Origin of the sequence: Brasilonema sennae CENA114, from assembly GCF_006968745.1 — a bacterium.
GTDB lineage: Bacteria > Cyanobacteriota > Cyanobacteriia > Cyanobacteriales > Nostocaceae > Brasilonema > Brasilonema sennae.
The window spans coordinates 5,102,688-5,124,839 of the sequence record NZ_CP030118.1 but is presented as its reverse complement, the minus strand read 5'-3'; the positions used below and the strand labels follow the sequence as shown (position 1 = coordinate 5,124,839).

Here is a 22,152-nt window from a genome sequence, read left to right as displayed (position 1 = left end):
TATCAGTTATCACTGTTCACTGATTTAAAATTCAAAATTCATAAGGTACAGGACTATAACATGAATCTCACAACAATCACACACTTGAGTGATGAATTCGCATCGGTGGCTGAAAATCTACGCAAAGTGACTGTGAAAGTGCGTAGTAGTTCTTTTGGAAGTGGTTCTGGTGTTATCTGGCAAACCACAGAGGGAAGTAGTTTAATTATTACAAATGCCCATGTCGCTACCAACAACAGAGCAACTGTGGAACTCTGGGATGGACGAGTTTTTGAGGCTGTACGTACTAATATAGACCCAACAAAGGATTTAGCTGCTCTCAAAATTGACGCGACTGATTTACCCACTGCAACTATCGGTCATTCTGATGCTTTACGCGTGGGTGAATTGGTCTTAGCAGTTGGTAATCCTTTTGGTGATAACGGTGCTGTGACAACCGGGATTATTCACGCCAATCATCAACGTGTAGTCATGGCTGATATTGTGCTGTTTCCTGGTAATTCTGGTGGTCCACTTGCTGACTGTCTTGGGCGAGTCATCGGAATTAACACCATGATTGTCAACAATTTGGCTGTAGCAATACCAAGCCTTACTGTAGAACATTTTTTGCATGGAAATCGTCAAAAGCTTGGTGTGACGCTGCAACCTGTGCTGGTGAATGCAACCAACAAACGCAATTTGGGTTTATTGGTGTTGTCGGTCAATTCTGGAAGTGCTGCTGAAGCTGCTGGTGTCCTTGTTGGTGATGTCCTTATTGGAGTTTCAGGAAAATTGTTTACCAGTCCTCATGATTTAAGCAACTATCTTGAACACACCAACAACAGCGAACCACTACCGTTACAAATTCTGCGCGGCGGACGGCAATTAGTTTGTCAGGTGGCGGAGGTGGTATGATTCGAGTGTTTGTAGTTGCTGCTTCCCCTGTGGTGCGAGCTGGGTTATCAGCTGTCGTGGCGACGAGTTCTAAACTCACAGTCGTAGGTACTGCATCAGATTTGGATGCATTGACAAGGGAATTTGAGCAACTACAACCCGATGTGCTGCTGTTGGATGTCAGTGGTCACTTTCAAGAATTAGTCTGGGAAAAATTGCTTTCTTCACAACAGCAGCCATACCCTGCAATTGTTGTTCTAACTGATGAACTCGATAGTCTAGACTTGGAAGCAGCGCTGCGTGCTGGTGTGCGCAGTATATTGCCAAGTAGCAGTACAGAGTCGGAAATTGTCGCGGCTGTTGAGGCGATCGCCCTCGGACTTGTTGTGCTGCACTCTGATACTATCGAGTTTTTGCTTCCTTTAAAAGAGTCGAGTGTGCGGGACAAACAGACGACAAATCCTGTGCAAGCACTGACACCACGAGAAATAGAAGTTTTGCAGATGCTTGGTTCTGGATTGAGTAATAAGGCGATCGCCAAACGTCTCAATATCTCCGAACACACTGTTAAGTTTCATGTCTCATCTATTTTTCAAAAGCTGAGTGTCTCTACACGTACAGAAGCTGTGACTGTTGGTGTGAGGCTGGGTTTAATCATGTTGTGACAAGTCCTCACTCATTTTCGCTTAGTTTCTTCGGCTTTTTGGCTGTTAATCCCCAATTATGTCTGTCTAATGGGGGATTTTCTCATATGTATGGTTAACATAAGGTTATACATACACCAAAATTTGGTTAATTAAAGGTTATAAATACATCAGTTTTCACTGTATATTCAGTTCATTTTTGAAAGTTGTAGTGAGGAGTGCCATAGCCCCCAAAGTCGGAGATAAAGTGTTGATTTTGCGTCCAGCATATGTGGCTGGACGAGTTGGAAAAATCTGTGCCAAAGAAGTCTTATCAGGCGATTATCCTACTGAACGCTGGCTGATTCGGGTGGATTCACAAGACATTGTCGTATCTTTGAATTCAAAAGAATTTGAGGTAGTCAGCGATGATTTTGAGATATCTTAGGTGATATCTGAGGATCATTCGTTGCCAATTCCCAATTCTTTTTTGCTGCGTTTAAGCTGTTTCCAAAGTTCGTCAATTTTTTGATAAGCTTCTTGTGGTGCTAGTTTCCCTGATGTTTCTAAACAACTGATGTAGCTAACCTTGTGAGAAAATTCTTGGAGATTGGCGTTAAACACGAGATTTTCTGGCTTGATTTGACCGTAGTAGCGAGCGCGAGGATAGAGAAGTTTTTCTTTGTCTCTTTGATCAGAGTGTTCCATGAGTCTACCTCCTATTCATAAATTTACTTTAATAGTATTTAATTTAAATTTAACCATTGTAATTTTTATTACAATAAGATCAGCTTTATTTACATATTCTCTTCCGAATTTTATATTCTACCAACTAAGTTAGTGAAACAGAGCGAAATTAGAGCTGGTTGCCTTGATTAATCTATGCGCTAGATTAATTTTTACTTCACAAGTTTTTTCAACAATTCGATCAAATATGCGTTTTTTAACCGAAACTTCATCCTTAAGTACGATAAATCGAGCTAATAACCGTATTTTTATGAAGGTTCTTAAAACTATAACATGACAGCGTCAAACACAATCCAGCTATCTTTAGCTTGTTCTCACTTAAGACGGTGGAGGGTGAGTAGATGCTTGGGTATTGGATTTTGGTGCTTGAAAACCTTACTAGGTCTACGTTTTCTAAAATATCTAAATTTCTGAATTAACCTGCGGAATATTAAGTAAAGTTCTGGGCAAAAAATTTGAGCACACTGAATTATTTATTGTTATTTTTAATCTTATTTTAACCTAAACTTAATTTACAGTAAATCTTTCAATTTGCCGTAGGTTACAGCACTATGGTCAAAACCAACGATCCCACCATTGTTTTGCTGCTGCTTTTCGGTGGTGTGATGTTACTTTTATATGGAGTGCGGCTAGTCACAGATGCTATGGAACGGGCTTTGGGGGCACGTTTGCGCCTTGCGATGATGACACTTGCCGAGCGCCCCTTTGCAGCTTTTGTGACCGGTGTTATAACAACTGTGCTTACTCAAAGTTCTTCCGCGACTGCCTCTGTGCTCGTTGGATTGGTGAGTACTCAGTTAGTGCCGTTAGCAGCGGCAGCAATCATGCTACAGGGAGCTGCAGTTGGTTCTACATTGGTCGTGCAACTGCTGGCGTTTCATATCACTGACTACGCCTTAGAACTATTAGGACTGGGCGCGGCAGTAGCCATATTCACTGACCGCAGCACAGCCTTACGTCCAATAGGTAGGGGGATTTTCAGCTTTGGACTCGTGTTGGTAGGGTTGGCGATGATTGATGCAAGTAGTGCTCCCATCACCGCTAGTCCTATTACCAAAGCAGTTCTTGAGACGCTTTCTAGTTCACCTGTGATATTGACATTGACAGGCACAATCCTTGCCATCGTCTTTGTCTCAAGCACAGCGACAATTGGTCTAGTGTTGGTGCTAGCAGCAGGTGGGGCACTACCACTGTCTGCAGCACTGGCGATGACACTAGGTGCCAATGTAGGGACGACAATTGCACCATTGTTAACAGCCTTGAATCGAGGCAGTATCACTGGGCGTAGACTGGCGTTCATATATGTAGGTACGAGATTACTCGGGGCTACCGTAGCGCTGTTTGTGCTCAACCCGTTGACAGCACTACTGCATAGCCTGCCACTTTCAATTGCCGCTGTCATTTCGCTTTTCCACCTGGGATTTAACCTCCTGCTGGCACTTCTGTTCGCTCCACTGGTTAATCAGATAGCACAGCTAGCGACTACACTATTACCTGAACCAACTAGTACCCAGAAGTCAGGGGCACGTTACCTTGACTCCGCTGCTTTGTCTGTTCCTGCTGTAGCACTCGGGCAAGCAATGCGTGAAATCCTCAGGATGGCTGATTTGGCAGCACAGATGTTGCAGTTGAGCATCCACGCTTTTGAAGACGCGGGCAAAGACATACCCAAACGCATTGCCCAGTTAGATGATCATCTCGACGAGATAGAAATAGCAATTAAGCGCTACTTAACACAGCTTGATACAAATTCGATGACTCAGGAACAGGCACGTCGGGAGATTGTATTACTTTATATTTGCACTGACTTAGAAGCTATTGGGGATATCATTGACAAGCAACTCATGCGACTAGTTAAGCGACAGCGTCGCAAACAAATTGCTTTTTCCAACGAAGAGTGGAATGACCTAGCAACTTATCATGGTGAAACAATGTCGCTCCTGCAACAAGCACTGGCAGGGCTGGCGTCCTTCGACTCAATGGTTGCTAATGATGTTTTATTGCGTAGAACATCACTGACTCAAACTAAGCGTGAACTTCATCTACAACATCTCCACCGCTTGCGTTCTGGTGCGGCATCCAGTTTAGATGCCTCCGCCATCCATCTCGAAGTCGTCAACGCTATGAGCAGCGTCATCTCACACACTTGCAGTATCGCCCGTGCTGTCACCGGAGAGTTCTAGATTTTGACCAAAAGTAGGGGTGTAGGGGGACGAAAAAATGCGCTTTTTTTGTCTTGTATCATGTCCGGCTAATTAGTTGTGATTACCAAATATGTGCAAAAACCCGAAAATCCTCTTTCCCCCTGCTCCCTGCTCGGGTGCTCCCTGCCGTCTTAATGATAAGTCTTTCACCGGACACGATATTACGCCTGCGCCTCTGGGCAAGAGGATTCTTAACGGTGTTATTTTGTACTAGTAACGTTACACTAGAACAACTAAAGTGTTCAAAAAATTTACAACAAATAAAAGAAAAATAAAAACCTTTAGTTTTTAGGTTATTGGGTAGTAACAGTGAGGAATTAAGTGGAAATATTAAGAAGATACGAAGTGATTAGTCGTTAGTCTAATGAGTAACGACTAATGACTGATAATTAATGACTAATGACTAATAACAAATATGCGTAATTTTCTCAAACAAACTTTTGCCAGCCTAGTCGGAAGCCTATTGGGACTGTTCATTTTCTGCGGTGTGGGAACGACTGGACTGTTGTTTCTACTGTTTGCAGCAGCCTCATCCAAAGATGTCGGTCCTATTGTGAAAGATAAATCAGTGCTGGTTTTTGACTTGTCTACAAACATTACTGATGGCAAGCCAAGTTCTAGTGAATTGCTTCAACAAGCATTATCAGGTGATGATAATAAAAGGATGTCACTGCGCACAGTTCTGGAGGCTTTGGACAAAGCACAGCGTGACAAACGAATTGTTGGTATATACTTAGATGCAACTGATGCCGCCACAGAAGGTAGAGTAACAGGCTTTGCCACCCTCAAAGAAATCCGTCAGGCGTTGGAGAAGTGCCGTGCTGCTGGAAAGAAAATCATAGCATATGGGATGGAATGGGGGGAAAAAGAATATTACTTAAGTTCTGTGGCTGATAGCATTGTGGTTAACCCCTTAGGAGGAATGGAAATCAATGGTTTGAGCACTCAGCCAATGTTCTATGCTGGGGCTTTGGAGAAGTACGGCGTTGGTGTTCAAATTGTACGGGTAGGGAAGTTCAAAGGAGCAGTTGAACCATTCATACTCAAAAAGCTGAGTCCAGAAAACCGCGCACAAACTCAGGAATTGTTGGATGATGTTTGGGGAGAGTGGCGTGCTACGGTAGGAGCAAGTCGCAAAATAAATCCGCAACAGTTGCAGGCGATCGCAGATAATCAAGCTTTGTTGTTGGCAGATCAAGCCAAAGCTAATCGCTTGGTGGATAAAGTCGGATATTTCGATCAGGTGGTTGCTGAGCTTAAGCAGTTGACCAACAGCGATAAAGAAGATAAGACATTCCGTCAAATCAGCCTGAAAGATTATGCGGAAGTTTCCGGAAAGTCTTTGGGTGTAGAACGCGACTCGCAAAATAAAATTGCGGTCGTTTATGCTGAAGGTGAGATTGTCGATGGACAAGGAGATGATGGAGATGTGGGGGGCGATCGCTTCGCCAGAATTTTCCGCCGGCTGCGCCAAGATAAAAATGTCAAAGCTGTTGTCTTGCGGATAAACAGTCCAGGTGGGAGCGTAACAGGTTCTGACGTGATACAAAGGGAAGTGCGGCTGACTGGTCAAGACAAACCCGTTATTGTATCGATGGGTAATGTCGCCGCTTCTGGTGGCTACTGGATTGCTACAGATTCTAAACGCATTTTTGCTGAACCTAACACAATTACAGGTTCAATTGGTGTGTTTGGACAAATTCTTAATTTCCAAAAACTGGCAAATGACAATGGCGTGACTTGGGATTCAGTGAAAACTGCCCGCTATGCTGATACTCAAACTGTTGCTCGCCCTAAATCTCCCGAAGAATTGGCAATATACCAGCGTAGTGTTAACCGAATTTACGATACGTTTCTTGATAAAGTCGCACAAGGTCGCAAACTTCCTAAGCAAAAAGTCGCTGAAATTGCTCAAGGACGAGTTTGGTCTGGTGCTGCAGCGAAGAAAATAGGTTTGGTGGATGACATTGGCGGTTTGGATGCTGCTGTTAAATACGCAGCTACTGCCGCAAATCTGGGAGATAACTGGCAATTACAAGAATATCCCAAAGGAGGCAATCTTAGAGAACGCTTCTTTGGACAGGTGAGTGAACAAGCACGAACTGCTTTAGGCGTAGATAAAGTCCAACTCAAAGCACCAGATCCGTTGATGAGTGAATTCCAAAAACTGCAACAGGAATTAGCAATTTTGCGGAAAATGAACGACCCACAGGGCATATATGCTCGCTTACCCTTTAACTTGAAGATTGAGTGATACAGCACGCAATAGCGAACTCTTAACGCTTAACAGGCTTGATGCTCTAGTAGTATCCGTATTTTCTCATTAGTTCATGTGCCAATCTACTTGGCAACAGCTATATCAGGAGAGTGGAGAGCAAGGGGACAAATCAATTCAAAATTCACGGATTAGAAGTCTCTCCCTCCTCTCCCTCACTTTCTCACTTTTCCATCTCCAAGTCCTCATCTGTGCAAAAAGAGTTAACATCTGAGCTGGTGACAAGAGCAGCATGGATGTGTAAAGTAGTTATGGACTACTTACCATTCATGAGATTTTATGCAACTGCCTAAGGACATAAAAACCAAACGTCTTTTGCTTCTTGTCTTTTCCTGTAGTTTGGCTGGTGTGATTGTCGGAGGTACCGCAAATTGGGCAGAGAGCAATTCCTGTTTGCAAGCCAGCACAGTTACGAATGAATGTCTAACCCAGGATCAAACTACTAAAACTATCGAGGGAATGAGCACTGGTTTGATAGTTGGGGCTGGGGCAGCTTTTGGTGCAGCATGGCAACATCGGCATGAAGATTGAAATTTGCTGACTTAATTATCCTATAGCTGCCTTTAAGCGCAGCTGCAAACCCATTACTTATACTTAATTGAATCAAGAAACAGATTTAAACTTAAAATGATGGCAATAAGGAAACCCGGTTTTTTGGAGAAGCCGGGTTTTTGAGTGTTGAACATATTTACATTGACATACTTATTCACTTCACAAAATGTTATGGAAAAAGCTTCTAATTTATTACTTAAACTTTCACGCCGTTTATTTAACAACTTAGATGAACAAGAGATATTTGTTGAAACATTAATTCATCCTAAACCTTTTCATCCCTGTATCCTTTGGTGTAAAGAAAAGCCTAAAGATTCTCCCTTTTCTGTAGAAACACCAACAGTTTGGCAACCACAATTCATAGATCGTTTATCACTTGGAGAAAAACCAGGTCAACATCCCCTACATGAACAAGGATATTTTTATTGTCTAGATTTTTCTTCTGTGTTCGCCGCTTCTACTTTGTTAACAATTCCTAGTCCTGTTAAGTTAGTTTTTGATATGTGTGCTGCGCCAGGAGGCAAAAGTATCTTTGCTTGGAAATGTTTACAACCAGAATTGTTAATCAGTAACGAAGTCATTGGTAAACGCTTGGGAATGTTAATTTCTAACTTAAAGCGTTGTCAGATTAACTCCTCTGTCGTCGTTAGTAAAGACTCTACTTTGTTTGCGGAAAGAATACCATTATCTAGTCATTTAGTGATAGTGGATGCCCCTTGTACTGGACAATCTTTACTTGCTAAAGGGGGAAAAGCACCTGGATGTTTTCATCCAACTGCTATAAATAAAAGTGCTAATCGGCAAAAGAGGATTATAGCAAACTCTGCTCAAGTTGTTGCACCACAAGGATATCTTAGTTATATGACTTGCACTTACTCTCCAGAGGAGAATGAGGAAGTTTGTGAATGGTTTTTGGAAAGATTTCCTCAGTTTAAGGCAGTTGAAATTAGTCATTTACAAAGCTATCAGTCGCATTTAACTTCTGTGCCTTGTTATCGGATGTTTCCTCAAGATAGATTGGGTGCAGGTGCGTTTACAGTTTTGTTTAAAAATACTGACGAGGGTGAGAAAAACAAGGTAGATATGGAGGCTTTATCTGCAGTTTGGATGAATATAGCAATAACATCCCCGACTTCTCAATAAGATCCCCGACTCCTTTAAAAGTTGTCGGGGATCTGTGGCTTTCAATTCTCACAAATCAAATAGGAAAGGCCATAGCATATTTATGCTAGCCTGTCTAGGCTCGTCAGTTATACTGTTGATACGCGCGTTGCATTCTGTTGTAGTAGCTTGAAGTTGGTGAGATTGCTTCCTTCCGCTTTGCTACAGTCGCTGCGGACAGAATACTATCTTTGACAGCAACTTGGTATGATTAGCCTCCTTATTAGTGTATACCGAATCTTTTTTCGTGGTATCTGCAATAAATTTTATTTTGGTTTTGTGTCAAACTAAATATTGTGAGAACTTTACCAGGTAGATAAGTTGTTTACCAATCAAGCTGGTGAGAGTTAAGTGAAGTCCTAAATCAGGCACTGACGAAATGGCTCGGCTACAACATTTTCAGAAAACATAACAGCATTCAAAAGCTATTTTAAGTCATTTATCAGCGCTAGTTTAAGAATAAAACTCATTCTAGTAAATAGGGTATGTCTTCATTTAATAACTTGATGAGAGAGTTCCTTAGCAACTGAACGACACCAATCACACGATACAACAAAAATTTTAGCAATTATGACAACTTCAAACAGCAACTCACAAATCAACAAAACCGAGCAAGAATGGCGTGAAGAGTTGACACAGGAACAGTTTTGTGTTTTGCGTCAACATGCTACAGAACGTCCTCACACCAGCCCACTCAATAAGCAGTATGCTGAAGGCACTTATGTGTGTGCTGGGTGTGGTCAGCCACTGTTTACATCTGGAACTAAATTTGACAGCGGTACTGGGTGGCCTAGCTTTTTTAACCCAATTGAGAGTGCAATTGGCACATCTGTAGATAAGTCGTTGTTTATGACCAGAGTTGAAGTGCATTGCGATAACTGTGGTGGGCATCTGGGTCATGTGTTTAACGATGGTCCTGCACCCACTCGTAAACGCTACTGCATTAATGGTGTTGCTCTAAAGTTTATCCCGCAAGAGTAATATTTGAGTGTTTGGGTATGAGATCAGATCCGGATAAACACTTATAAAAAAACGAAGAACCTCACCCGCCTCCGGCACCCTCTCCTTATTAAGGAGAGGGTTAGTGATAAGTCATTAAGCGGACATGATATGAGAGGCTGACGGTGTTACGCCCTCATAACTCTACCTTACGCGCCATGCTCCCTTTGGATTAGATCCATTGGGAGCATCATCGTTGATCCAATTTTCAAGTTTTTGTTGGTATTACATTACTAATATTGTTGGTAATTATCGGGTTATCCTGGTACGATCCTACCAACCGCAATTTAAAAGAAGATCTCTGTAAGTCCAGCCCTGTTATGAAAAGAAGACAATTTTTTCCCTTCATCAGCATAGTAGTTGCTAGCTTGTTGTTGGTAGTTGGTTTGCGATTGTTTGATCCATCTACTGTAATCGCACAATCCAAGGTTAACCTCCTCGTATCTGCAGCCGCCAGTCTTAAAGATGGGATGGAGGAAATCAAGACTTCGTACCAACAAAGTAAACCAAATGTCAACTTAAGTTACAACTTTGGTGCTTCCGGTGCTTTACAGCAACAGATAGAGCAAGGTGCACCCGCAGATGTCTTTATCTCAGCTGGGAAAAAGCAAATGGATGCCTTGGAACAAAAGGGGTTATTGGTTCAAGGAACCCGTACTAACTTGGCAAACAACAGTCTGGTCTTGGTTGTGCCTAGTAATTCTACAGGTGTCACCAGCTTTAACGCCCTCACAGACGCCAAAGTCAAGAAAATTGCGATCGGCGAACCCAGAAGCGTTCCTGCAGGTCAATACGGTGAGCAAGTTCTTGAGAAATTGAACCTTTTGCAGCAAGTCAAGCCCAAACTTGTTTACGCCAACAACGTGCGTCAAGTGCTGGCATCTGTGGAAAGTGGTAATGCTGATGCTGGTCTTGTTTATGCAACGGATGCCAAAATCTCTAATAAGGTAAAAGTGGCAGTTGTCGCTGATGACAAGTCCCACTCCCCGATTGTTTATCCAATGGCAGTGCTTAAAAGCAGTAAGAATGTTGATGCTGCCAAGGAATTCGTCCAGTTTTTAACCACCGAGCCATCTCAGACTGTACTCAAGAAATATGGGTTTATTGTGCAAGCATCAAAAGTACCAGCAATGAGCCGTTAAACCTTGGAGTTTAGTTATTTGGTTTTAAAAACGTAAGAATTCAGCACTTTTTGAGTCAGAAGTGAGCCAGAGCGGACGGCAAACTTTTATGTCCGGTTCTGAAGCCGAGCATGGGGGGTGACTCCCATGCTTAGGTTAACGGAGTATCAAATTGCTCAAGTAAATTTGGCAGTAATCTCATAGAACTAAAAACAACTGATGCGCCTGCTGCTTGCAATTTTTGTGGATTACTGTATTCTGCATAACCAAAAACTTTCATCCCAGCGCTAAATCCGGCTTGCACACCGATTGGAGTATCTTCAACTACCACACATCGCTGTGGATGAACTTTCATTTTCTCGGCTGCATATAAGAATAGATCTGGATGTGGTTTACCGCGTGCGACATCTATAACACTAAATATTTTTCCCTCAAAATATGGCATTAACTCTGTGACACCTAGCTTTGTTTGAATCATCTCATGTGTGCTATTTGAAGCTACACAATAAGAAGTTTTAATTTGAGATAAAACATCATGTATGCCCTTAATTGGCTTTAAATTTTCTGATAAACTCTTTTTGTTGCGTTGCCTAAATTCGGTGACAAAATTATCTGGAATAGGTTTTCCAAGAGACTCTTGAATAATTTCTACACATGCTGTCATAGGTTGACCGACGAATGTGTTAGATATATATTCCAAGGTGACCGGTAACCCGATTTCACTAAGCATTGCCGCAAAAACCGAGTTAGTAATTTGTTCACTATCTACAAGTACACCATCACAATCAAAGATAACTAAGTCAAATGGACTCATTGATTTTCCTACTTCAACCCTCAACTCATTTTCTCATGGGTGAAGTTAGAGTTGAGTTTGATTTTAAAGTGGAAGTCGCCATTTAATAAGGAACTTCCAGAAAATAAAATACAGAGCAATCGCGCTTCACAAACCCTTGACATTATGAGCCTTTGAGGGAATGAAACAGCCCTGCTTTTTAACTCTGTCGCCGCAGGCGTTCTGATCTTAACCGAACCGTGTTGAAGAAGTTTAGGCCCGTCGCCTTGCCCAATTCCCCATAAGGGTGGTGCGCTCTACGCAATTTATTTTTTAGTTTATTGATACTAAAAAATAAAAAAGAATACTATTACAGAATACTTGAACTGTTGCAGTTAGGAATATTATAACTCTTTGATGAATCAAGAAAAAGTAAAAAATTATGCTACATGTAATCAACTGAATCAGGAGTGAGCAAAAAAAATTTCGACAGGCAAATAAATTAGCGATATCCATGCTAAGCTTATTTTTAGGAATCAAAAAAGCGCTCATTGCAATAATCTTAAGGGTAAATTAAGATTATCTCAATTTTGGTCTATTACTCTGGTAAATCCGCATCAACTCCCTACGCTTTTTGTAACCAAGAGATAGAGCCAAATGAAGACGGATAATGATCTTCGTAACAACCTGAAGTCCATTAGAACCCGCTTAGGCATGAGTCAGCAAGAATTGGCCACCTTAGCAGGTGTTACTCGTCAAGCAATTAGTGGTGTAGAGTCAGGACAATGTGCTCCTTCAGTCGTCATGACGCTGCGTTTAGCCAACGCGCTTGGTTGCAAAGTCGAGGATTTATTCTGGCTAGAACAGGATTTGCCTCAAGTCCAAGCAGTTCTGGCAAAATCTATCCCTTACAGTCAACAACAGCGAGTGAGTTTGGCGCGGATTGGGGGGCAATGGATTGCATATCCCCTGGTTGGGAATGATGCTTTTCGCATGGAGATGATTTGGGCTGATGCCCAAATCGATAGTCAGATAGATACAAATACCTGCCTAGTCAGACTTCTTGACGATATAGACAGATTTGAAAATACAGTTGTGATTGCTGGTTGTGCGCCTGTGCTTTCGCTATGGGCAAGAGCAGCTGAACGCTGGTATCCTCAACTGCGAGTCCAGTATAAATTCGCTAACAGCATGGCTGCGTTAGAGAGTTTGTGCCGAGGTGAGACTCATATTGCTGGGATGCACCTGTATGACTCCCAAACAGGGGAGCATAATATTCCCTTTGTTCGTGAAGTCTTAGCAGGAAAACAAGCTGTTTTAATCACCCTTGGAATTTGGGAAGAGGGATTATTAGTACAGTCTGGCAATCCGATGCAAATCACAACAGTGACTGACTTAGTAGAAGCAAAAGCAAAGATTATTAACCGCGAAAAAGGAGCTGGCACTCGGTTGCTTTTGGAACGTAAACTGCAAGAGGAGCAACTGTCATGTGATTCTGTTAAAGGATTTGACAGTATCGCCAGAAGCCATCATAGTGTTGCCGATGCTGTCGTCTCAGGACTTGCGGATGCAGGAATTTCTACAGCGTCTGTAGCTGCAGCTTTTGGATTGGAATTTATCCCTTGGCATTCCTCACGCTACGACTTAGTGATTCTCAAGGAATACTTGCAAGAAGCACCAGTACAGCAGTTACTCAATACCTTAGAGCGTCGGTTTGTACATTCACAACTACAAATTATCGGCGGTTGTGATACCAGCAAAACTGGGGATTTAGTGGCAACAATTTAAAAGGGAACAGGGAAATCTCCTCAGGGTGGCGAAACGCCATTGGAATGGTACATACCTTGCCTGATCATAAGTAAAAAAATAAATAAGAATTCTGACTTTAAAGAGCGCTTTTTTGTAGATGAGGGAAAAACCTCAACAAAATGCTTAATTTTTGAAAAAATGCCCTTCAAGTAACTTCTTGTAGGCTAGGACAAATAATCACTAACTAAAAACTCACATGAGATTTCTTCCTCGTATGTATGCGGTAGAGCGATCGCCCCCCGTAGGCGCTGTTGTCTGCCAATGGCCTCCTGTTGGCAGAAGTACTACACCAAGGCGCGACGTTCTACATCCGGTCACAAACAGAGCTGTCACTTCCATTAGTGAACGCCTGATAAACTACCAGACCCACTGATCAATTTATCAATTGCAGGAGAAAACTCATCATGTCCGTTGACGAAAAAATTAGACAAATAGCATTCTACGGTAAAGGCGGTATCGGTAAGTCCACCACCTCTCAAAACACCCTCGCCGCTATGGCAGAAAAGGGTCAGCGCATTTTGATTGTGGGATGCGACCCGAAAGCTGATTCCACCCGTTTGATGCTCCACAGCAAAGCCCAAACCACCGTACTTCACCTCGCTGCTGAACGGGGCGCAGTAGAAGATTTGGAACTCGAAGAAGTGATGCTCACCGGCTTCCGTGGTGTGCGTTGCGTAGAATCTGGTGGTCCCGAACCTGGTGTCGGTTGCGCTGGTCGTGGTATTATCACCGCCATCAACTTCTTAGAAGAAAACGGTGCTTACCAAGACGTGGATTTCGTTAGCTACGACGTGTTGGGTGACGTTGTCTGCGGTGGTTTCGCTATGCCTATCCGTGAAGGTAAGGCACAAGAAATCTATATTGTGACCTCTGGTGAAATGATGGCGATGTACGCTGCTAACAACATCGCTCGCGGTATTCTCAAGTATGCTCACTCTGGTGGTGTGCGCTTGGCTGGTCTGATTTGTAATAGCCGCAAAACTGACCGGGAAGACGAACTGATTAGCACACTAGCATCCCGGTTAAGCACCCAGATGATTCACTTCGTCCCCCGTGACAACATCGTGCAACACGCTGAGTTACGCCGGATGACTGTGAACGAGTACGCACCTGATAGCAATCAAGGTAACGAATACCGTGCATTAGCAGACAAGGTTATCAACAATAAAATGCTTGCCATTCCTACACCCATTGAAATGGAGGAGTTAGAAGAGTTGTTGATTGAATTCGGTATTCTCGAAAGTGAAGAAAATGCCGCGAAACTGGTTGGCGTCGCCCAAGCTCAAGAAGATGCCGAGAAAAAGCAAGAAGATCTTGAAGGCGAAGCGTTAGAAGCATTGAAAAAAGGCAACGTAGAAGTTGTTAAGAAATAAGTGCGCTACAAAGCACTGGTGAAGATAGAGATGTGGAGGTAGTGTGAATGGCTGATGTATAGTTCTACGATTTCTAGGTTTTCCGTGTCAGCATGAATCTGTAAATGTTCGCGCGGTAAAACGATTAGTTTAGTTTTTTGTTTTCTCCTTTTATTGGTTGGTTACATTTTAGGGAATGGGAAATCGCTCTTTTCCATTCCTTTTTTTTCCCGATGTTTCTAGATAATTTCTACTTCTATGAAAAGTGAAGACGTATTTAATAAAAGCCCAGATCACAAAACGCAGAATCGAGAATCTGTCCTGAGAGAAGGTCAAGAAGATTGTGCTTTTGATGGTGCAATGCTTACTTTAGTACCAATTACCGATGCTGCTCATTTAATTCACGGGCCAAGCGGCTGCATCAACAATTGTTGGGGAAATCGCAGCAGTCTCTCTTCTAATTCCATACTATATAAAGCTCGTTTTAGCACTGATATGGATGAAAACGATATCATCTTCGGTGGAGCAAAAAAGTTATACAACGCCATTATAGAAACGCAAAGGCGCTACAAACCTGCTGCGGTATTTGTCTATTCTACTTGCGTTTCTGCCCTTATCGGTGATGACCTTAATGGAGCCTGTACAGACGCTGCTGTGCAAACAGGAACTCCAATTATTCCTGTAGACTGTCCCGGATTTGTTGGTCGTAAAAATCGCGGTATGCGCATCGCTGGTGAAGCTTTGTTGGAACACGTTATAGGCACAGCTGAACCAGACTTTACTACACCTTATGATATTAACCTTATCGGTGAATCCAACATTGCTGCAATGTGGAACATTCTACCGCTATTTGAAAAATTAGGTATTCGAGTCCTCTCCAAAATTACGGGTGATACTCGCTACAAGGAAGTTTGTTATGCCCATCGTGCCAAGCTGAATGTGATCACCTCATCCATTGCACTGCTTAAAATGGCAAAAAAGATGGAAGAACGCTTTGGTATTCCATACATTCAAGAGTGTTTCTACGGTATAGAAAACATCAATCAAAGCTTACGGAATATTGCTGCTAAGTTGGGAGACTCCGACTTACAAGAACGTACAGAAAAATTTATTGCCTTAGAAACTAGTGCTTTAGAAGAGAAACTTGCTTTTTATCGCACTTCTGTGCAAGGCAAACGTATTGTTATTGATACACAAGAACTGAAAAGTTGGTCAATTATCTCGGCAGCTCAAAAATTAGGGATAGAAGTTATCCCTATCAGCGCTGTTAAAAGTAGTCAGGAGGATAAAGCAAGAATTCAAAAGTTGCTGGGTAAGGATAGCATTATTCTCCAACAAAATACTCCAGAGGAAATTCTACAGATAATTCACGAAAATAAAGCGGATATGTTAATTACAGGAGAACGCTATCAACACACCTCTGTTAAAGCTGAAATTCCTTCATTAGATATAAAGGCGGAACAAAATCATTCAAATGCTGGCTATGCAGGAATTTTAGAAGCGGCACAAAAACTGTATGCAACTCTTACTAGCCCTGTATGGAAACTAGTACACAAACCCGCCCCGTGGGAAAACAGATGAGGATTTTTCAACTGTGCTTCCCTGAATTAAGAACAGAGGAAATGAATCGATAGCGATCGCCGGAGGCGCAGCTAGCTTAACGCCTGGTAACGTCTCTATAATTGTTCTGAGTTAGAGATGATTCATTCTTGAAAAGTATGCTTCAATGTAGCATAAATCATATGAATCTATTACGCTCCCATGAATGACGCGCCCTCTGCCACTCTTTCCTAGCTTAACGCGCTGCCTAGAGCACCCTTAAGGGCTGCAACTCCCTGTTCAACGCTAGCCCACAGACCCATGTCAGGTTCCTTACCGGCTATCTCTCGCGTTCCGACGAAGTAAAGAACGCCTTTAAGAATCTCTTGGTGAGCACGATTTTCAAAATTAACTCGGTTGAGCGGTTCCATCAGATCTTGAAGCTCATCATTCAAGGACTGGGCAACCTTGTGTAGAACCAGCCCGGTCATTGTTTGTTGATGCTTTAGCAACTCAAGCTGTAAGTACTTGTCATACAGAGTTAGCTCGGAGCCGCTCATCATTTGGCTTACTTTCTCAGCATGTTTTTGAGTAATGTCGCGAGGTTCTGAAGTGTTGCCGTATTTAGAAATAGCTGCTTCGATGATGCCAAGATTTTCGCGATCGCTCTTTATCATTCCTTCGAGCCGCTCGCAAATCGTCTTGTCGTCCGTCTGTGCTATTAACTTTTGCTCACTTTCCAACAGAACATTCTGAATAAGCTTTAGATCAGCAAGCTTAGTCGCTATATTTGTCACATCGGCCATTATGATTAACTCCAGACTACAGGTTTTATTGGTTATGAGAAGCAAATTCACTTTTTCCATATTCTCGTGAGGTTTGAGTAAGTCCGTCCCTCTTCAGAAAGATTTCTATCAAGTTCTGTATAGATTTAGGAATAATAATTAATCAACCGGACTTGATATAATTTGTCAACGCAGACAAATAATCTGGCAATTAACAACACTGCCCACCCTACGCTCAACTGTTCATTGTTAATCTAAATCCCGTGACTTTTACCTATCACCCAATGACGTTTGAAAAAACGCGCCAAAGCCGACTCTTCCAAAGATAAATAAATTGGGCGTCCGTGGGGACAGGTACGAGGGTTGCGTGTGCGTTGCCATTCATCCAAAAGTGTTTGCATTTCTTGTAAACTGAGGATGGTACCGTTGCGAATAGCACTACGACAGGCGACAGCGACTTGTGCTGCTTGTAAGTCACCTCCCCAACTCAGTTCTAAAATGGCGTCTGCACAATCGTCTCGCTGTTGTAAAAGTGTGGGAACCGTACGAACTGCCCAAAGTTGCTCACCAAAGGGTTCTATATCCAAATCAATTCGTTGTAGTTGCGATACTTGCGCCGGAGATAATTGATAGAGAATGACTGGAGGTTCAATTGGAATAATTTTCCAATTGTCGCACAATTGCTCGTACAAAACTCGTTCATGGGCAATGTGCTGTTCTACTAACCACACTCCACCAGGATGTTCTGCCACGATATAAGTGTTATTAACTTGAGCAACGGCTTTTAGTTGTAGAGATGTTGCCTGCAACTTCTCTGGAAGCGTTTTGTGTTCTTCACTAGGAACCGAACGATTGACATTGTATCCGCCTTTTTCTTCTGCGGCTTTGAGTAATTTACCAACTCGCGTTGTGTGAACAGCGTCTTTAACAGATGTAGAATTGATGCGGAGTACTTGTGCGATCGCCGTACTAATTTGTTCTTGCCAGTAACTGAGTTGGTTAAGATAAATTTCTGTTTTTGCTGGGTTACGGTTCCAGTTGATATGCTCTGGAGAAATCAATAGATGCAGAAAAGTAATTGGATAGCGATCGCGCGGTAATGTCCGATGAAATCCCGACAAGATAGTCTGCTCTAATTCCGATGACTTCACCATCCTTCCATTCACAGCAACTCGCACCCAGTCTGGACGATGGCGATGACAACGATCAGGTAATCCTACCACTAAATGGAGTGCACAATGCTCAGTGCTGAGTCCTGAGTTTTGAGGTGGTGGTACTTCTAGTTTTAACTCTTGTAAATCAGCTTCTTTAACTTGATGTATAATCTGGGGCAACAGTTGTCCTATTGAGGCAGTCCGACAGAGGGTGAACCACTCTTTATCATTTTGCCAGACTTGCCAAGTGATATGAGGATGACATAAGGCGATTTGGTGAATTGTTGCTTGCACTGCTTTCATTTGCTGTGCTAATGTTGGTAATCCCTGACGACGACCTGAACAATTTCCAAAGAGATTTGAGACTGTGACAATTGTACCGGGGGCGATCGCACAAGCTTCCACATACAATGCTTCTCCAGCGTAGCCATAGACAAATCGCCAACCACAATCTCCTCGTTGTGGACGACTTAATATCTCTAAATCTGCCAGCGTCGTCAGACTATGCAACGCCTCTCCACGAAACCCCAAACTTGTAATTTTCCACAAATCTGCACAACTGCAAATTTTACTGGTACTATGGGCGGTTGCTGCTTTGTGCAAGTCATCTAAAGTCATTCCATAACCATTATCTGCCACACGTACACGCCATTGCCCGGGCCATAAGGAAACAACAATTCGTGTTGCACCTGCATCAAGGGAATTTTCTACCAATTCTCGCACCACAGAGGCTAAGGAATCGATAACCTCTCCGGCTGTAATCAGATGTACGACTTCTGCTGGTAAAGCATAAATAGTTGACGCCATAAATTACAGTTTAGAGGATGGATGACAAGATTGTAGAGACGTTGCCCTAGTAGTCTGTCAAGGCAACTTTGGAAGTGCGCACCCCACGAACTCCAGTAAGCGTTGACACTATTGGAATTAAATGTTCACTCAAACACATCGCTCTTCAAACAAAACTTTTCTATCTACTGACTTTATAAATTACCTCTAAAGGTGATTAATCCTTTGTCTTCGCTCTACTCAGGTTTGGAATTATACAAATTCATAAACTTTTACATCTATATCCTCAGTAAGACGTATACACATTAATCAATCGTTAATTTAAGTAAGAGTCTTTAAGGAGTTTCTATTTTAGTTTTCACTACCTTAAAGACCCATTTTTGTAGAACTTGAAAGGTAATTATGACACAATATACTCAGTCACCACCAGCAGAATATGCTGAACTTTTCAGAAACCTGTCCATAGATAACCAACTTGCCGTCCTGTGGTATGTCTATATCAAAATCGGTGGTTCGACCAGACCCGGAGACCCTGAAGGAACAGCACCTGATACTTCTGATGAACTTTTTAATAAAGTTAAAGGAAAGTCCCATGAAGAGCAACTTCAAATCATGCGAGATTTGTTGACACCTTCTAGCACAGATATCAGGCGGGAATATGACTCGTTAAGCAACAATACTAAGCTGGCTTTTTGGTATCGGTTGGCTCAGGGTATGGAAAACTCTACCATTGTTCCAGTACCATCTGACTATCAACTTTCTGCTCAAGCAAAAGAGTTGTTGTCTAGGCTTGAGCCGATTGACTTTGAACTACAATACGTTTTTCTGCGTGATGCATTGTTAGCAGGATACTAAGACAAATTCACTGCTTGCAACAATGTTGTAGGCTTGTGGTGTTTTTTCTGCTTGGAAGGCAGCAGGTGATTCCACAGAAAAAGTTTATCAGTTATCAGCTAACTGTTAACCCTATGGCTAACGCCACGCCTTACGGCTATCGGGGAGAACCTCCGGTTCCGCTGCGAAGAGCGCAGTCGCCTAGGTCGGGAGACCCTCTCCGAAGTTGCCACAACGCGGGGAACCCGCGCAAGGCACTTCTCTGTGCAGCACTGGCTCAGTGTTAACTGATAACTGATAACTGTTAACTGATAAGGGCTTTAGTGGGTTGCGGGTTTAGCAACCCATTCAACAGGGAAACTGGACGTTGTCTATACGGCCAAGCAAAAGCATGACGGAATGCTGCATCCTGACAAGCTTGTAGCTGTTCAAAGTTAATAATGTTGTAAGTTAAGAGGTTCTCGTACTCGAAAGGTAGACGCACATTGTGCAATCCAGCATTATCTGTACAAATAGCGATATCTACCCCCGCATCAAAGCAACGGTCAAATACTAACTTGAGTTGACGTATATCCTGCAAAGTACCGGTTTTTAAGTAGGTTGTGGGGCAAACTTCCAAACACTGATTTCGTGCAGCCACATCTTTGAGCAATTCGGGATACAGTAGAGGAATTTGGATACCGTGACCAATCCGCATCAAATAGGGTAAAAGTTGGGGATCACATCCAGCAGTCGTTTCATAGAGGTGTCCTGTGGTGTTGAGTCCGAGCGATCGCGCATAATCATACAACTTTATCCATTCGTCTATGCGCTCTCTTGAGTAACTATCTCCCCCAGCGACATCTATCCCACAAACATACTGCCTGTTTTGCGCTGCCAAATCAACAATCGCCTTATTCACCTCAAAGGGTAGGCGCGAGTGCATACAAAGAATTTGGCTGGTAACAATCGGATATTCTCGGAGTTTGCTCGCTTTACCGACAACTTCCACAATTTCCGTCATCATGTCAATTCTCTGTGATTGACTCAGATGGTCTGGTGTTCGCAGGTAAGGAGTATAGCGCAACTCCAGATATGCCAAATTTTCAAAGATATAAGCACCCCTGAGCAAGCGGTAGATAAAATAAGGCAAAGTCTCCACAGTTTGCACGCTTTCCACCAAAGTATGCAACTCCAGATACTCATCTAAAGTGTTGCGTGGACGCGTGTAGAAATCTTCAAATGCTGAATAGTCAGCAAAGCGAGAAATCAACTCTGGCGAGTGGCGCTCAAAGTACCGCCATAAAATACGAGGTACAACCGAACCCCCCAGATGTCTATGTAATTCTGCGTATAAAGTCATAGTAGTGTTTTAACAAAGGTAAAAATTTAATTATTATTAACAGTAACAAATAAAAAACAAGTTGTGGGTGGGCATATTTTTATAAGATTTTCTTATGCTGCAAGGCATTGCGATTTATCTTCAAAAGAAGACTTAATAAATTATTAGTATAAAAATTGGCTGATTGGAGAAGGCTTTTTGTTTGGATAGAGATTTTAAGAAGAACACAGACAGGACTTACGCAAAAATAACGTAGTTGTGTCATTGCGACGTAAGGAAGCAATCTCACAATCTTGTTCTTTCGTAACTCGTGCGTAAGTCCTAACAGAATAGAGTTGAATCCAAGGAAATAGCTACGGAAAGAATCTTTGCTTTTTTAGACAATGAAAATTAAGTGCGATCGCCTCAACAAAAAACTTAAGATTGATTGATTTAGTTTTTAGTGACTGCTCTAAGCATCCCCTTGCGGGGAAGAGGTATTGGAAAGCTGCATTATAACCAAGCTTGCAAAGGAGTCTGGTGGCCGTTTGCATCCCTTTGCAGGGAAATGGGTTTGTAAAGCAATCCTTCTGCAAAAAACGATGCTACTTTAATGTTTCCATCCCTTTGCAGGGAAATGGGTTTGTAAAGAATACAACGAAAATTCCGATGTCTGGTTTTTTACTCAAGAGTTTCCATCCCTTTGCAGGGAAATGGGTTTGTAAAGCAACAACAGCAGCAAAACCAAGGATTACGAGTTGAATGTTTCCATCCCTTTGCAGGGAAATCGGTTTGTAAAGCCAGCGGAGATAATGTCGCGAAAAAAAACGACGAAATGTTTCCATCCCTTTGCAGGGAAATGGGTTTGTAAAGTTAATGTTGAGGTCAGAGAGGGCGTTAAGGAATGCGTGTTTCCATCCCTTTGCAGGGAAATGGGTTTGTAAAGAACCCAACTGCTCAAGTAGGTGACATCGCTAACGTTTCCATCCCTTTGCAGGGAAATGGGTTTGTAAAGGATATCGACTTGGGCTATATTAACGGACCGTTAAAGTTTCCATCCCTTTGCAGGGAAATGGGTTTGTAAAGTTGAAAGAAACAGACAATTAGTGTATGAAACGCGTTTCCATCCCTTTGCAGGGAAATGGGTTTGTAAAGAGGTCACTCCTGAAACCCTTACTGGAAAGGACTTTCAGACCCCCAAATCGACACACTCCGAAAAAGTGATTAAACTCTCACAAGAATAAATCAATTTTGACGTCTGAAAAG

Annotated in this window: 18 protein-coding genes and 1 CRISPR repeat array; of the genes, 13 read left to right on the top strand and 5 right to left on the bottom strand. The window is 42.5% G+C overall.

Annotated elements, in window-relative coordinates; all coding sequences use genetic code 11:
• The first annotated feature begins 60 nt into the window (after positions 1–60).
• The 3 genes from DP114_RS21485 to DP114_RS21475 all read left to right on the top strand — a co-directional run bounded on the left by DP114_RS21485 (position 61) and on the right by DP114_RS21475 (position 1,944).
• Complete coding sequence (locus tag DP114_RS21485) at positions 61–894, top strand: S1C family serine protease (protein WP_171977086.1); 834 nt, start codon at positions 61–63, stop codon at positions 892–894.
• Positions 891–1,538: a response regulator transcription factor gene (locus DP114_RS21480; protein WP_169264320.1), complete on the top strand. Its 648-nt coding sequence runs from the start codon at positions 891–893 to the stop codon at positions 1,536–1,538. The genes DP114_RS21485 and DP114_RS21480 overlap by 4 nt, the downstream gene beginning before the upstream one ends.
• A gap of 178 nt (positions 1,539–1,716) precedes the next feature.
• Positions 1,717–1,944: a nitrile hydratase subunit beta gene (locus DP114_RS21475; RefSeq protein ID WP_246162621.1), complete on the top strand. Its 228-nt coding sequence runs from the start codon at positions 1,717–1,719 to the stop codon at positions 1,942–1,944.
• 14 nt (positions 1,945–1,958) lie between these two features.
• On the opposite strand, the gene DP114_RS21470 is transcribed toward DP114_RS21475, so the two are convergent.
• Positions 1,959–2,204 (bottom strand): DUF7219 family protein, encoded by a 246-nt coding sequence (locus tag DP114_RS21470; protein WP_169264322.1) that lies wholly within the window; start codon positions 2,202–2,204, stop codon positions 1,959–1,961.
• A 590-nt stretch (positions 2,205–2,794) separates the two neighbouring features.
• On the opposite strand from DP114_RS21470, the gene DP114_RS21465 reads away from it, so the two are divergent.
• The 6 genes from DP114_RS21465 (at position 2,795) to modA (ending at position 10,576) form a co-directional block, all read left to right on the top strand.
• Positions 2,795–4,426 carry a Na/Pi cotransporter family protein gene (locus tag DP114_RS21465; RefSeq protein WP_171977085.1) on the top strand — a complete coding sequence of 544 codons (1,632 nt, stop codon included), beginning with the start codon at positions 2,795–2,797 and terminating at the stop codon, positions 4,424–4,426.
• A 436-nt stretch (positions 4,427–4,862) separates the two neighbouring features.
• Positions 4,863–6,701 (top strand): signal peptide peptidase SppA, encoded by a 1,839-nt coding sequence (gene sppA, locus DP114_RS21460; RefSeq protein ID WP_171977084.1) that lies wholly within the window; start codon positions 4,863–4,865, stop codon positions 6,699–6,701.
• Positions 6,702–7,001: 300 nt separating this feature from the next.
• Entirely contained in the window at positions 7,002–7,253 is a 252-nt protein-coding gene (locus DP114_RS21455) for a hypothetical protein (protein WP_169264325.1), read from the top strand.
• A gap of 192 nt (positions 7,254–7,445) precedes the next feature.
• On the top strand, positions 7,446–8,417 hold the full coding sequence (locus DP114_RS21450) for an RsmB/NOP family class I SAM-dependent RNA methyltransferase (protein ID WP_171977083.1): 972 nt from the start codon (positions 7,446–7,448) through the stop codon (positions 8,415–8,417).
• 588 nt (positions 8,418–9,005) lie between these two features.
• The gene (gene msrB, locus DP114_RS21445) at positions 9,006–9,416 is read left to right on the top strand and encodes a peptide-methionine (R)-S-oxide reductase MsrB (protein WP_169264327.1); all 411 of its coding nucleotides are present in this window, start codon (positions 9,006–9,008) and stop codon (positions 9,414–9,416) included.
• A 338-nt stretch (positions 9,417–9,754) separates the two neighbouring features.
• A complete protein-coding gene (modA, locus tag DP114_RS21440; RefSeq protein ID WP_171977082.1) occupies positions 9,755–10,576 on the top strand; it encodes a molybdate ABC transporter substrate-binding protein in 822 nt (273 codons plus the stop codon).
• Between the two features lie 130 nt (positions 10,577–10,706).
• On the opposite strand, the gene DP114_RS21435 is transcribed toward modA, so the two are convergent.
• On the bottom strand, positions 10,707–11,369 hold the full coding sequence (locus tag DP114_RS21435; RefSeq protein ID WP_171977081.1) for an HAD family hydrolase: 663 nt from the start codon (positions 11,367–11,369) through the stop codon (positions 10,707–10,709).
• A gap of 615 nt (positions 11,370–11,984) precedes the next feature.
• Between DP114_RS21435 and DP114_RS21430 the strand changes: the two genes are divergently transcribed.
• The 3 genes from DP114_RS21430 (at position 11,985) to nifE (ending at position 16,069) form a co-directional block, all read left to right on the top strand.
• Positions 11,985–13,115, top strand: coding sequence for a substrate-binding domain-containing protein (locus DP114_RS21430; RefSeq protein ID WP_171977080.1), 1,131 nt, complete (start codon positions 11,985–11,987; stop codon positions 13,113–13,115).
• 425 nt (positions 13,116–13,540) lie between these two features.
• Positions 13,541–14,509, top strand: coding sequence for a nitrogenase iron protein (gene nifH / locus DP114_RS21425; protein WP_169264332.1), 969 nt, complete (start codon positions 13,541–13,543; stop codon positions 14,507–14,509).
• Positions 14,510–14,746: 237 nt separating this feature from the next.
• Entirely contained in the window at positions 14,747–16,069 is a 1,323-nt protein-coding gene (gene nifE, locus DP114_RS21420; RefSeq protein WP_171977079.1) for a nitrogenase iron-molybdenum cofactor biosynthesis protein NifE, read from the top strand.
• 209 nt (positions 16,070–16,278) lie between these two features.
• Here nifE and DP114_RS21415 read toward each other — a convergent pair whose 3' ends face one another.
• Positions 16,279–16,893: a hemerythrin HHE cation-binding protein gene (locus DP114_RS21415; protein WP_246162619.1), complete on the bottom strand. Its 615-nt coding sequence runs from the start codon at positions 16,891–16,893 to the stop codon at positions 16,279–16,281.
• A gap of 173 nt (positions 16,894–17,066) precedes the next feature.
• On the bottom strand, positions 17,067–18,773 hold the full coding sequence (gene mutL / locus DP114_RS21410; protein ID WP_169264334.1) for a DNA mismatch repair endonuclease MutL: 1,707 nt from the start codon (positions 18,771–18,773) through the stop codon (positions 17,067–17,069).
• Between the two features lie 381 nt (positions 18,774–19,154).
• Here mutL and DP114_RS21405 point away from each other — a divergent pair, with 381 nt between their 5' ends.
• Positions 19,155–19,607, top strand: a complete 453-nt coding sequence (locus DP114_RS21405) for an orange carotenoid protein N-terminal domain-containing protein (protein WP_169264335.1) — start codon at positions 19,155–19,157, stop codon at positions 19,605–19,607.
• A gap of 283 nt (positions 19,608–19,890) precedes the next feature.
• Here DP114_RS21405 and DP114_RS21400 read toward each other — a convergent pair whose 3' ends face one another.
• Entirely contained in the window at positions 19,891–20,928 is a 1,038-nt protein-coding gene (locus DP114_RS21400; RefSeq protein ID WP_171977078.1) for an adenosine deaminase, read from the bottom strand.
• 504 nt (positions 20,929–21,432) lie between these two features.
• Positions 21,433–22,041: direct repeats of the CRISPR family, unit length 36 nt; unit sequence GTTTCCATCCCTTTGCAGGGAAATGGGTTTGTAAAG.
• Positions 22,042–22,152 lie beyond the last annotated feature (111 nt).